The organism is Mesorhizobium sp. M0292 (assembly GCF_040321695.1).
GTDB lineage: Bacteria > Pseudomonadota > Alphaproteobacteria > Rhizobiales > Rhizobiaceae > Mesorhizobium.
This window is the reverse complement of sequence record NZ_JAMYSB010000012.1, coordinates 171,727-184,668: the sequence shown is the minus strand read 5'-3', so window position 1 is coordinate 184,668 and position 12,942 is coordinate 171,727. Positions and strand designations below refer to the sequence as shown.

Here is a 12,942-nt window from a genome sequence, read left to right as displayed (position 1 = left end):
TGAGCCGTGCCACGATCTTCTTTGGACCCCAAAGCGGATGCAGCTCCTTGGCCGCCACAATCCGCTCAACCAGATCCTGAGCTGTCGCCCGGCCATGATTGAGCGGGGCTCGCGGCAGGTCGTGCAAACCCTCAGGCCCAAACGTCCGATAGCGTCCTAGCCATTTGTAGCCGTTCTTGCGTGAGATCCCGTAGGCCGCACAAAGCGCAACCATCGTCTCATCCCCAGAAAGACACTCCACAACAAACCGTAGCCGCTCGTCCATGATGCCAGTCTCTCGCCAAACCATCGCCGGTCCTCCGGCGGACAAGAAAACTGTCACCCATGCTATCGGTCCATTCTGTTACCTATCTATCCGGTTCGGACACGTCTCCCTTCTCCCCGTCACTATACGGGAGAAGGTGCCGGCAGGCGGATGAGGGGCGGCGCCGGCGTTGGGGTATTTATTTTGATGTTAGCGCTGCCCCTCACCCTTACCCTCTCCCCGTATAGTGACGGGGAGAGGGGGTAGCGAACGGCGGCTCAGCGACGACCTCCGTCACCCCAAAAACGGCTTAGCCTTCATGGTCTCCGGCACCGGCACACCCAGCCGCTTCAGCACCGTCGGCGCCAGCTGCAGCTGATCGAGCAGCGTGTCCGGATCCGGCCCATTGCCTTCCCCAAAATAATACAGCGCGAAATCCTGCATTTCGTCGTCATGGCCGCCATGATGGCCGCGGTCTGTCTGGCCGTGGTCGGCGGTGACGATCACCTCGTAACCGGCCTGCCGCCATCCCGGCAGAAAGGCTGCCAGCATGCCGTCCATCGCATAGCAGGCATGGTCCATTTCGTGGCAGTCATGGCCGAAGCGATGGCCCATCGAATCCAGCGTGCAGGTGTGCAGGATCCCGTAGTCGATGGCGTGGCGCCGGGTCAGCTGGGTCAGTGTGGCAAACAAATCGACATCGCTCGGCGTCATCTGGTTGCGCAAATTGTAGCCGGTCATGGTGTGGAAGCGGCCATGCGCGATCGGTCCGCTGGGCTCGTCATACTCCATGTCCTCGACCAGATCGAACGGATAGGAACGAAAGAATTCCGACCAGTAGGAATGCGTCACTGCGCCGGTCTTGCCGCCGGCCTTGCTGACCTCGGAGAAAATATCCGGCTTGTTGACGAGAAAACGGTTCTCGTTGGATAGGATGCCGTGCTCCTGCGGCGAAACCCCGGTGTGGATCGAGGCATAGCAGCAGGCCGAGGTCGACGGCAGCACCGAGCGCATCTTCCACACCTGCGCCTCGCCCGACTGCACCCAGCCCTCGAGATTGCCCATCAGCCGGCGCCAGTTCCGGTAGGGCACGCCGTCGAGAATGATGAGCAGCAGTTTGGTCTTGAGCGCCATGGGCGGCTCCGGAAAGCTTTTGCCGTTGAAGGAAGTTTTCGCGACAAAGGCCGCGAATTCCCTACTAGTTCCCCGCGCTCGCCATGCGCCGTCCCTTGATCGCCTTTTCCAGCCAGCCGATCTCCATCTCGGGAACGGACGACAGCAGCAGGTCGGTATAGGCGTCGAAGGGCGGCGTCAGCACCTTGCTCTTGGCGCCGTAGCGCACCACCTCGCCGCGATACATCACCGCGATCGAATCGGCGATCGACTTCACCGTCGCCAGATCGTGGGTGATGAAGAGGTAGGCGACCTTCTCGTGCTGCTGCAGGTTGAGCAGCAGCTTGAGAATGCCGTTGGCCACCAGCGGGTCGAGCGCCGATGTCACCTCGTCGCAGATGATCAGCTTGGGCTTGGCGGCGAGCGAGCGGGCGATACAGACGCGCTGTTTCTGGCCGCCGGAGAGTTCGGCCGGATAACGATCGAGAAAGCCCTTGCCCATCTCGATCTCGTCGAGCAGTTCGGCGACGCGCTTGTCGCGCTCGCGACCGCGTATGCCGAAGTAGAATTCCAGCGGCCGGCCGATGATGGTGCCGACGGTCTGGCGCGGGTTCATCGCCACGTCGGCCATCTGGTAGATCATCTGCAATTGCCGCAGATCCTCCTTCGGCCGGTCGGCAAGCCTGTTGGCGAGCGGCCTGCCGTCGAAGGTGACGGTGCCTTCTTCCGGCGGCAACAGCCCGGTGATGGCGCGCGCCAGCGTCGACTTGCCGGAGCCGGATTCACCGACGACAGCCAGCGTCTGTCCCGGAAAGATGTCGACCGAGACGTTCTTCAGCACCTTGACGTGGCTGCCGCCGTAAGCGGCGGTGACGTTCTTGACCGACAGGAACGGCGCGGCGCCGGGCTTCTGCTCGGCATGCTCGATCTCATGCACCGAGACCAGCGCATTGGTGTATTCCTGGCGCGGCTCCTTGATGATCTGGCGAGTGCCGCCCCATTCGACCAGCCTGCCATGGCGCAGCACCATGATCTCGTCCGAGACCTGGGCGACGACGGCAAGATCGTGGGTAATGTAGAGCGCCGCGACATGGGTGTCGCGGATGGCGTCCTTGATCGCCGCCAGCACGTCGATCTGCGTCGTCACGTCGAGCGCCGTGGTCGGCTCGTCGAAGACGATCAGGTCGGGTTCCGAACACAGCGCCATAGCCGTCATCACCCGCTGCAACTGACCGCCGGAGACCTGGTGCGGGAACCGTTCGCCGATGATTTCGGGGTTTGGCAGGCTGAGCTTCTTGAACAACGCCACGGCACGTTTCTCGGCCTCGGCGCGTGTCGCCGTGCCGTGCAGCAGCGTTGCTTCCACCACCTGGTCCATCAGCTTGTGCGCCGGATTGAAGGCCGCGGCCGCCGACTGCGCGACATAGCAGACCTCGCGGCCGCGCAATTTGCGGAAACCTTCCTTGCCGCCCTTGAGGATATCGCGGCCGTTGAGCAGCACCTCTCCGCCGGTGATGCGCACGCCGCCACGGCCATAGCCCATCGACGACAGGCCGATGGTCGACTTGCCGGCGCCGGACTCGCCGATCAGGCCGAGCACCTTGCCCTTTTCCAGCGTCAGCGAGACATCGTGGACCAAAACGATGTTCTTCGGCGCCTCGCCGGGCGGAAACACTGTCGCTTCGATGCGCAGATTGCGGATATCGAGCAGCAGGCCGGGCTTTGCTTTTGTGTCAGCCATCACCCGCGTCCTCCCTTCAGGCTTGTCGTGCGGTTGAGCACCCAGTCGGCGACCAGATTGACCGAAATCGCCAGTGCTGCGATCGCCGCGGCGGGAATGAGTGCCGCCCCGATACCGAAGACGATGCCGTCCTTGTTCTCCTTGACCATGCCGCCCCAGTCGGCATCCGGCGGTTGCACGCCAAGCCCGAGAAAGGAGAGCGTCGACAAGAACAGCACCGCGTAGATGAAGCGCAGGCCAAGTTCCGAGACCAGCGGCGAAAGCGCGTTAGGCAGGATCTCGCGGAAGATGATCCAGCCGCTGCCTTCGCCCCGCAGCTTGGCGGCCTCGACATAGTCCATGACGTTGATGTCGACGGCCACCGCGCGCGACAGCCGGTAGACGCGGGTCGAGTCGAGGACGCCCATCACCAGGATCAGCGTCACCAGATTGGTCGGCAGCACCGAAAGCACGACGAGCGCCATGATCAGGGTCGGGATCGACATCAGCAGATCGACAAGGCGCGACAGAAGCGTGTCGAACCAGCCGCCGAACACCGCCGCCGAAAAGCCGAGGATGGCGCCGAGCGAGAATGACAGCGCGGTGGCCAGCACCGCGATGAACAGCGTGATGCGAGCGCCGTAGATCATGCGCGACAGAAGATCGCGACCGAGATTGTCGGTGCCCAGCAAATGTGCCGCCGTCATCGGTTCCCAGACATCGCCGACGATTTCGGCATTGCCGTACGGTGCGATCAACGGTGCGAAAACTGCCGCCAACACGAACATAGCCGTCAGCACGATGCCGATCAGCGCGGGGATGGGGATGCGTTTGATGTCGAGCATGCCCGCCGCCTATTTCGGATGTCTGAGGCGCGGATTGGCGACGATCGCCCCGATGTCCGCAATGATGTTCAGGCTGATATAAACGGCGGCGAAGACCAGGCCGACCGCCTGCACCACCGGCACGTCGCGCTTGGTGACGTGGTCGACCAGATATTGTCCCATGCCGGGATAGACGAAGATCACCTCGACCACGACGACGCCGACGATGAGGTAGGCGAGGTTGAGCATGACGACGTTGATGATCGGCGCTATGGCATTGGGGAAAGCATGCTTGCGGATGACGTTGAAGGCCGACAGGCCTTTCAGTTCTGCCGTCTCGACATAGGCCGACTGCATGACGTTGAGGATGGCCGCGCGGGTCATACGCATCATATGCGCCAGCACAACCAGCGTCAGCGCGGTGGCTGGCAACGCGATCGCCTGCATGCGCTCACCGAACGGCATGCCGTCATAGACCGTGGAAATGGCCGGGAACCATTGATACTTCACGGCAAAGAAATAGACGAGCACATAGCCGATGAAGAATTCCGGGAAAGATGTCGAGGCGAGCGCCAGGCCGGAGATCAGCTTGTCGACCCAGCCATTGCGGTAACGCACGGCGATCAGGCCGAGGATGATGGCCAGCGGCACGGCCACGATCGCAGCCCAGAAGGCGAGGAACAGCGTGTTCCACAGCCGCCCCTTGATCGACGTGGCAATATCCTGGCCGCTCGACATCGCCGTGCCAAGATCGCCGGTGAGCACACCGCCTAGCCAATGGAAATACCTGATGTAAGCCGGCTGATTCAGGCCGAGCTGCTCGCGCAGATTGGCGAGCGATTCCGGCGTCGCCGACTGCCCGAGAATGGCTTGCGCGACGTCGCCGGGCAGGATCTGGGTGCCGGCGAAGATCAGGACCGAAACGGCCAGCAAGAGGACGATGCCCAGCGCAACGCGCTGGGCCACAAGTTTCACGACGGGTGAGGACATATCCGCAAAGCCGGGCTCAGGCTTCGAGCCAGCACTTCGCCAGCGCGTAGCCGTTCATCAGCTCCTGATGCGGATCGTCTACCCAGCCGCCGACCTTGGCGCCTGTCGCATCGATGAACTGATTGAACATCGGCAGGATCAGGCCGCCCTCGTCGCGCACCAGCACGGCCATGTCGTGGTACATCTGCTTGCGCTTGGTCTCGTCGAGTTCGGCGCGTGCGGCCAGCACCAGCTTGTCGAAGTCCGGACGCTTGAAACGGGTGTCGTTCCAGTCGGCGGTCGACAGATAGGCGGTCGAGTACATCTGGTCCTGCGTCGAGCGGCCGCCCCAATAGGAGGCGCAGAAGGGCTGCTTGTTCCAGACCTCGTTCCAGTAGCCGTCGCCGGGCTCGCGCTTGAGCTCGATCTTGATGCCGGCCTTGGCCGCGCTCTGCTGGAAGAGCTGCGAGGCGTCGACCGCGCCCGGGAAGGCGACGTCGGAGGTGCGCAGCAGCACGGTGCCGTCATGGCCCGACTTCTTGTAGTGGAACTTGGCCTTGTCGGGATCATATTTGCGCTGCTCGATCTCGGAAAACAGCGGATAGGACGAATTGATCGGGAAGTCGTTGCCGAGCGAGCCGTAGCCGCGCAGCACCTTGTTCAGCATCTCTTCGCGGTCGATCGCGAGCTTCAGCGCCATGCGCAGGTCGCTGTTGTCGAAGGGCGCGGTGTTGCAATGCATGATGAAGACGTAGTGGCCGGGGCCGGCATGGTTGCGGATGGTGACGCCCGGTACGCGCTTGATGAGGTCGACGATCTTCGGCTCGACGCGGTTGATCATGTTGACCTGGCCGCCCTGCAGGGCCGCCGTGCGCGCGGTCGCGTCGTTGATGACGATGATCTCGATCTGGTCGGCATGGCCCATCTTGTCGGCCTGCCAGTAATTGGCGAAGCGCTCGCCGCCATGGCGCACGCCGGGCTCGTTGGTGGTGACCTTGTAGGGTCCTGCCGAGATGCCGGCATCCGCCTTGTCCTTGCCGCCGTTGGGCTGGACGATGAGGTGGTAGTCGCTGAGGAGATAGGGAAGGTCGGCGTTGGCCTCCTTCAGCGTCAGGACGACTTCCTTGCCACTGGCCTTGATGCTGTCGATGCCTTTCATGTAGCCCAGCGCGCCGGACTTCGATTTTTCATCGGAATGGCGCTCGAGGGTTGCCGCCACATCCTCAGCGGTCACCGTCTTGCCGTTGTGGAATTCGACGCCGTCGCGGATTTTCAGCGTCCACACCTTGGCGTCGTCCGACGAGCCGATCTCTTCGGCGATGCGGTTCTCGAGTTTGCCTTCCGGGGACAGCTCGACGATCAGCTCGCCCCACATCTTGCCAAAGGCGAACGGCACTTGCGTCATGAACAAAGCCGGGTCCAGGCTGTTCGTGGATTCGCCGCCGACGAGGCCGGCCTTCAGCGTGCCGCCCTTGACCGGGCCTTCCGCGCGAGCCGCACTGGAAAGCAGCATATTGGCGAAGGGCGCTGTGACGCCGAGTGCTGCGGCGCGGCCGAGGAAATCACGACGGCTCAGCTTGCCGGACGCAACGCGCCGGCTCAGATATTCGAGTTCGTTGGACATTTGAGTTCCTCACTCTGTTGGTTCGACCTTATGGTCGTTTTTTGCTTGTTGTTACCAAAGGGATATTGACCGGAAGGCAAAGCGGTAAGCAAGACGGAATGCGACATGCCGTGGCGTAAATCGTGCGTCGCAACTGGACCAGTCGCGTGGACGCTCAGAGCAGGTCGCGCGGGATCGTCTCTTCGAAATCGCGTTCGAAAACCAGCGTTTCGCCCTCATAGGCTTCGATTCTGGCGCTGACGACGAAGTTTTGCGCGTCGCTGCGCATTTCAGCCGATGTCTCGGTGCGCACCGACCATCCGTTTCGCGACAAGGTCTGCGTCCAGTGCGTCCGGCCCGAGGCAGACAGCGGGTCGTAGGGATGGATCGTCCAGCTCTCGCGGGCAATGCTGCCATTGGCCAGTCCATGCGCGAGATCGCGCACTTCGCCGAAATCATCCGTGATCGAGAGCGTGACGATGCCGGTCTTCTCATCGCGATCGACGTGACGCTCGGAATTCGCTGCACGAACTGTCGCGGTTGCCCAGGGTGTTGCGCCTTCGGGAGACTGGAATGAAGTCTCGTCGCTTGTTGCGAGCGGGCGCAGCGGCAGCCTCAGCGTCGCCGCTGAAAGGTCGAGCCGCACCGGCTCCGGCGACGGCCAGATCATCGGCCAGTAAGCGTTGGAAACAGCGATGCGCAGGCGGTGTCCGGCCGGCACGCGGTAGGCGCACTGGTCGAGAATAACGCGCGCCGAAACCGTTTCGCCCGGCACCAGCGCTTGCGGCTGTTCGTGCGAAGCGCGATGCGTCAGGTTGAGCACGCCGTAGGAGATCAGTTCCGAGGCGCCGTCGGGGTGCACGTCGCACAGCCGCACCGCGATGTTCGCCTGCGGGCGATCGGACGACACCCGGATGAGAAGCTCCGGCGCGCCGACGATGTCGAGTGCCTCGGCAAGCACAGGCTGATCGAAGCAGACGGACAGCGCATCATCCGGGCGCTGGTCGCCGGGCAGTTCCGGGCCAAAGGTGAAGGGAAAATATTCGCCGCCGGCGAGCCCGCAGCTTTGCGGGGTCGCCACGATCGCCGGCCTGACGCCGTCAGCAATGAGTTCGATCGCCCCGACCTTGATGTTGGGAGACGGCCATTCCTGTTCGGCCACCCAACGGCCCGGCCGCTCCGGGTGCCAGCGCGCCGGCCGCACACTGTCCATGACATAGGCGCGGTAGTCCGGGTCGGCCTCGACGCCGGTGTCGACGCCCTTCAACCAGCTGTCCCACCAGCGCAAAGCCTCCTGCAGGAAGCCGATGGCGGGTTTGGGTTCGGCATAATGCGGGTATTTGTGGATCCATGGCCCGACAATGCCCTTCACCGGCGCCTGGATGTTGGTGACCAGATGCGAAATCGTGTTGCGGTAGCCGTCATGCCAGCCGCCGATCGACAGCACGGCGGCTTTGACCGCGGAGAAATCCTCGCAGATCGAACCGCGTTTCCAATAGGCGTCGCGATGCTGATGGCTGAGCCAGAGCGGCAGAAGGAAAGACTGGTTCTCCAGCCGCGTCAGCCAGAGGTCGCGCCAGCGGTTGCCCGCAATCAGCGGATCCGGCGGTCGCGACGAATAGGACAACATGGTCGAGGCCCAGCCGAAATTTTCCGTCAAAAGGCAGCCGCCCTTGTAGTGGATGTCATCGGCGTAGCGGTCGACGGTCGAGCACAGGCTGATCACCGCCTTCAGCGCCGGCGGCTGCTTGGCCGCCACCTGCAGGCAGTTGAAGCCACCCCAGGAAATGCCCATCATGCCGACACTGCCGTTGCACCAGGGCTGTGCTGCCGCCCAGGCAATCACATCGCAGGCGTCCTGCAATTCCTGCTCGGAATATTCGTCGTCCATCAGACCTTCGGAATCGCCATTGCCGCGCATGTCGACGCGGATCGAGGCGTAGCCGTGGCCGGCAAAATAGGGATGCGTCAGCTGATCGCGAAAGATGGTGCCGTCGCGCTTGCGGTAGGGCAGGTGCTCGAGGATCGCCGGCACCGGATCGCTGCTGGCGTCCTCCGGCATCCAAACCCGCGCCGACAGCCGGCAACCATCCGGCATGACGATGCCCATATCGGGGAATTCGACGACCTTGCGGGGAAATTCGGTGATGGTTTTCATGCGATGCTCCAGGATGTCAGTGACGCATGGAGCGGGCATGTCATGAAGTCAAACGGGCGACGGCCGGTGTCGCCGCGACGACGCCACGATATGTAGCCCGATTGTTTTGCCCTGATGTTGCAGGATTATAATTAATGTATTACATTTATTAACTGAACCCAACGTGATGAGGATTTCGCCTGAAAATCGTTTGGGATGAGCCAAAGCGCGTGACGAACCTGGACAGCCGGGGTCTCGATTTTGCCGAACTCGATATTGAGTTTTTTTGCGACTTCAACCGTCCTTCCAGCCAAGGCCGACCGGTTCAAGGCGATTGGCGAATTCGGAGAGATCATCCTGGCCGTGATTTTCAAGCCGCTTGGTTCGGAGGTGATCTCGATGCGCCGTGCCAGCCGAAAGGAAAGGTCAGTATATGAACAATCCTAAATCGCGTGTTCGACCGCTTACCGATGCGGAGGAAGTGGAAATTCAAAGACAAATTGTTGATGATCCCGACGATGCGGAGACGACAGACGAACAGTTGGCGCAAGCCAGGCCTTTCGCGGAAGTGTTTCCAGAACTTTTCGAGAGCATAAGGCGTGCTCGTGGCCGGCCAGCCGTGGAGAAGCCTAAGCAAGTCGTGTCCATCCGTCTGGATCAGGATGTCATCAGTAAATTCAAGGCGACCGGCAAGGGCTGGCAGGCCAGGATCAACGAGGTGCTGAAAAACGCGAAGGTAGGCTAGGCAATCCGCGTCAGTTCAGCGGAATGTCGTTTTCGGCCTTGCGCGCCTGATAAGCGCCGGACAGTTCGTCGTAGCGGGCGGAAATATTGCCGATCCTTGCCTCAAGCCGGCCGCGCTCGGCCTCGGGCAGCGTCCGCACCAGCCTGCGAATGGAAAAACTCTTCCAATAAGCGTTCTCGGCATTGTAGCCGCCGGGATCAAGAGTGAAGACCTCTTTCAGGATTTTCAGATCGTGCGGGATCGCAAAGCTGTCGCGTGAATCCTCGTGGCTGAAGAGGTAGTAGAAATTGTCGAAGCCGGTCCAGGTGATCGCCGACAGGCAGAGCGAGCAGGGCTCATGCGTGGCGATGAAGATGGCGTCCTTGGTGTCGACGCGCTCGGCTTTCGGCATTTCATAGAAACGCTTCAGGCAGTGCACCTCGCCATGCCAGAGCGGATTTTCCATCTCGTTGTTGGTTTCGGCCAGCACCAGCGAGCGGTCGCCCTTCCGCAGGATGGCGGCGCCGAACAGCTTGTTCCCATGGGCCACGCCCTCTGCCGTTTTCGGCACGATGTCGTGCTCGATGACATCGAGCAGGCGGTCGATCAGCGACAAGTCGGTCATTTCTCAGGTCTCGTTGGGGAGATGGATTTCGTAGGGGTGCGAGAAATGGAACTCTTCGAGGTTGGAGCCGTCACCGCCGCGGTCGACGATGACGAAATCCTGCGCTTCGCCGAGCGGCGTCAGCACGCCGTGCCAGAGATTGCGCGGATAGTTGACGCCTTGCCCGGGTGCGGTGATGAAGGCGTGCGGCTCGCCCGGACCGTCCTTGCCGTCATGGCAGACGACGACCAGGAAAGGCCGCGGCGACAGCGGGATGAACGCCTGGCTGCCCAAGGGATGGCGCTCGACCATGGTCAGCTTCAGCGGCAGGTCGTAAGGCGTGCCGCGCGCCATCGAGATCAGCACGCGGGCATTCGGTCCCGCGGCTTCAGCGGTGGCGAGATTGTGGTAGCGCTCGGTCTTGCCGCCATTGATCGGGTAGTGATTGCCGCCGCCCATGTCGATGACATCGCCGAAGCCGGCAAAGCTTTCGCGGGTCAGCGGCCGCGCTGTGATGCGGGTCACCGCGCGCGACCGCCAATGCCCGCCCCGCCGAGCTTGGCGTGCCGGTTGACGTCCTTGTAAAGGAGATAGCGGAATTTGCCTGGGCCGCCCGCGTAGCAGGCCTGCGGGCAGAAGGCGCGCAGCCACATGAAGTCGCCGGCCTCGACCTCGACCCAATCCTGGTTGAGGCGGTAGACCGCCTTGCCTTCCAAGACATAGAGCCCGTGCTCCATGACATGCGTCTCGGCAAATGGGATGACGGCGCCAGGCTCGAGCGTAACGATGGTGACATGCATGTCGTGGCGCATGTCGGCTGGATCGACGAAACGGGTCGTCGCCCAGCGACCCTCGGTGCCGGGCATCGGCGTCGGCGCCATTTGCTGGTCACTGCTGAACAAGACTTCCGGCGCGTCGATGCCGTCGACGGCCTCATAGGCCTTCCTGATCCAGTGGAAGCGTACGGCGTCGCGACCTTCGTTGCGCACCGTCCAGCCGCTGTCCGGCGGCAGGAAGGCAAAACCGCCGGCTTGCAGCACGTGCTTCTTGCCGGCCAGCGAAACGGTCAACTCGCCCTCAACCACGAACAGCACGCCCTCGGCGCCGGCGTCCGGCTCGGGCCGGTCGCTGCCGCCGCCGGGCAGGACCTCGACGATGTACTGCGAAAATGTCTCGGCGAAACCCGAAAGCGGCCTGGCGATGATCCAGGCCCTGGTCTCGTCCCAGAACGGCAGTGGGCTGGTGACGATGTCCTGCATCACTCCCTTCGGTATGACGGCATAGGCCTCGGTGAAGACGGCGCGGCCGGTCAAAAGCTCAGTTTGGCCGGGATGGCCGCCATGCGGTGCATAATAGGTTTTCTGGTCAGTCTTGATCATATCCATTGGGTCCTGACCCCTCAGTCATTTCATTAGAGCGGGAGCATGTCTTTCAGGCGGAGCAACGCGATGCGCTCGACCTGTTTGCAGGCGGTATCGAGTTCTACGCCACGGCTGTTGCCGATGCGCGCCTCGAACTCGGCGAGGATCTCCTCCTTGGTCTTGCCCCGCACCGCGATGATGAAGGGAATGCCGAAGGTGGTGACGTAAGCGGCGTTGAGCTTGGAAAACAGCTCGCGCTCCTTGTCGGTCAGCGCGTCGAGGCCGGCGGAGGCCTGCTCGCGTGTGGATTCCGCAGTGAGGCGTCTCGCTTCGGCCAGTTTGCCAGCGAGATCGGGATGGGCGTTGAGGACGCCGATCCGCTCGGTTTCGCTGGCGGCGCGGAAGACGCGGCAGAGCGCATTGTGCAGGCCGCCGGCGCTGTCATGCGCCGGCCCAAGCTCCAGCTCATAGGCACGTTCGGCGATCCAGGGCGAATGTTCGAACACGCCGCCGAAAGTGTCGACGAAGGTCTCGAACGCCATCTTCGACGGCTTGAGCGCCGCCGGCTGGTAGGGGTGGTTCTCCTGCCAGTGCCTGGCGATATCGATGCGCCGTGCCAGCCAGACCTTGTCGTGCGATCTGACATAGTCGACGAAGCGCTTCAGCGCCGCCACCCGCCCGGGACGTCCGACGAGGCGGCAATGGAGGCCGATATTCATCATCCGCGGCCGGCCCGCTTTGCCCTCGGCATAGAGCGTGTCGAAACTGTCCTTCAAATAGGCGAAGAACTGGTCGCCGGAATTGAATCCCTGCGGCGTGGCGAAACGCATGTCGTTGGCATCGAGCGTGTAGGGGATGACGAGTTGCGCGCCGCCGCTGTGCTCGAACCAGTAGGGCAGTTCGTCGTCATAAGTGTCCGACACATAGTCGAAGCCGCCCTCTTCGGCCACCAACCGCACCGTATTGACCGAGGTGCGGCCGGTGTACCAGCCGGTCGGCCGTTGGCCCGTCACCTCGTAGTGCAGCTTGATCGCCGCTTCGAGGTCGCGGCGCTCGTCCTCGGCGCTGTGGTCGCGGTAGTCGATCCATTTCAGGCCGTGCGAGGCCATTTCCCAGCCGGCCTCCTGCATCGCCGCCACCTGGTCGGGCGACCGGGCCAGTGCTGTGGCGACACCATAGCAGGTCACCGGCACTCGCGCCTCGCTGAACAGGCGCAGCAGCCGCCAGAAGCCTGCCCGCGCGCCATATTCGTAGATCGATTCCATGTTCCAGTGGCGCTGGCCGACCCAGGGCGCGGCGCCGACGATTTCCGACAGAAAGGCTTCCGAGGCCTTGTCGCCGTGCAGCACGCAGTTCTCGCCGCCTTCCTCGTAGTTGACGACGAATTGGACGGCCACATGCGCACCGCCCGGCCATTTCGGATCCGGCGGATTGGCTCCGTAGCCGCGCATGTCTCTAGAGTAACGCATTGCCCCTCCCGCCGGACGCTGCCGGAAGTTATGATCAGGATAGTCGAAAGGGTTGCTCGCGCATTCCCCCGAAATTTTTGAAAGTGTTTTTGTGCCACTCCGCTCGACCGGGACTTATGCATCGCCTTTAATTGGCGCACAATTCACTGCTTTGTTCGGCTGTATCGGAAATGG

General features: G+C 62.5%; 12 protein-coding genes and 1 pseudogene. 2 read left to right on the top strand and 11 right to left on the bottom strand.

Going from position 1 to position 12,942, the window contains the following annotated elements; genetic code table 11:
- The 7 genes from NKI96_RS20110 to NKI96_RS20080 form a co-directional block, all read right to left on the bottom strand.
- Positions 1–289 (bottom strand): helix-turn-helix domain-containing protein (locus NKI96_RS20110; RefSeq protein WP_352805756.1); only part of this gene is annotated, 289 nt, incomplete at its 3' end.
- Between the two features lie 249 nt (positions 290–538).
- Complete coding sequence (locus NKI96_RS20105; RefSeq protein ID WP_023822089.1) at positions 539–1,378, bottom strand: alkaline phosphatase family protein; 840 nt, start codon at positions 1,376–1,378, stop codon at positions 539–541.
- Positions 1,379–1,442: 64 nt separating this feature from the next.
- Entirely contained in the window at positions 1,443–3,098 is a 1,656-nt protein-coding gene (locus NKI96_RS20100; RefSeq protein WP_023694741.1) for an ABC transporter ATP-binding protein, read from the bottom strand.
- Complete coding sequence (locus NKI96_RS20095; protein ID WP_023671389.1) at positions 3,098–3,922, bottom strand: ABC transporter permease; 825 nt, start codon at positions 3,920–3,922, stop codon at positions 3,098–3,100. The genes NKI96_RS20100 and NKI96_RS20095 overlap by 1 nt, the downstream gene beginning before the upstream one ends.
- 9 nt (positions 3,923–3,931) lie before the next feature.
- Positions 3,932–4,891: an ABC transporter permease gene (locus NKI96_RS20090; protein ID WP_023671388.1), complete on the bottom strand. Its 960-nt coding sequence runs from the start codon at positions 4,889–4,891 to the stop codon at positions 3,932–3,934.
- 16 nt (positions 4,892–4,907) lie between these two features.
- On the bottom strand, positions 4,908–6,494 hold the full coding sequence (locus NKI96_RS20085) for an ABC transporter substrate-binding protein (protein WP_023671387.1): 1,587 nt from the start codon (positions 6,492–6,494) through the stop codon (positions 4,908–4,910).
- Between the two features lie 154 nt (positions 6,495–6,648).
- Positions 6,649–8,631, bottom strand: coding sequence for a CocE/NonD family hydrolase (locus tag NKI96_RS20080; protein WP_352805753.1), 1,983 nt, complete (start codon positions 8,629–8,631; stop codon positions 6,649–6,651).
- Positions 8,632–8,810: 179 nt separating this feature from the next.
- Between NKI96_RS20080 and NKI96_RS20075 the strand changes: the two are divergent.
- Positions 8,811–9,057, top strand: a pseudogene (locus NKI96_RS20075) (BrnT family toxin).
- Positions 9,044–9,355: a BrnA antitoxin family protein gene (locus tag NKI96_RS20070; protein ID WP_023671384.1), complete on the top strand. Its 312-nt coding sequence runs from the start codon at positions 9,044–9,046 to the stop codon at positions 9,353–9,355. The pseudogene NKI96_RS20075 and the gene NKI96_RS20070 overlap by 14 nt, the downstream one beginning before the upstream one ends.
- 10 nt (positions 9,356–9,365) lie before the next feature.
- Here the strand turns inward: NKI96_RS20070 and NKI96_RS20065 are convergent, their stop codons facing one another.
- The 4 genes from NKI96_RS20065 to puuE are packed head-to-tail and all read right to left on the bottom strand — an operon-like array spanning position 9,366 to position 12,768.
- The gene (locus NKI96_RS20065; protein WP_023695962.1) at positions 9,366–9,959 is read right to left on the bottom strand and encodes a nucleoside deaminase; all 594 of its coding nucleotides are present in this window, start codon (positions 9,957–9,959) and stop codon (positions 9,366–9,368) included.
- 3 nt (positions 9,960–9,962) lie between these two features.
- The gene (locus tag NKI96_RS20060; RefSeq protein ID WP_023725922.1) at positions 9,963–10,463 is read right to left on the bottom strand and encodes an ureidoglycolate lyase; all 501 of its coding nucleotides are present in this window, start codon (positions 10,461–10,463) and stop codon (positions 9,963–9,965) included.
- Positions 10,460–11,317, bottom strand: a complete 858-nt coding sequence (locus NKI96_RS20055) for a bifunctional allantoicase/(S)-ureidoglycine aminohydrolase (RefSeq protein WP_373420145.1) — start codon at positions 11,315–11,317, stop codon at positions 10,460–10,462. The genes NKI96_RS20060 and NKI96_RS20055 overlap by 4 nt, the downstream gene beginning before the upstream one ends.
- 32 nt (positions 11,318–11,349) lie before the next feature.
- Complete coding sequence (gene puuE / locus NKI96_RS20050; protein ID WP_352805749.1) at positions 11,350–12,768, bottom strand: allantoinase PuuE; 1,419 nt, start codon at positions 12,766–12,768, stop codon at positions 11,350–11,352.
- Positions 12,769–12,942 lie beyond the last annotated feature (174 nt).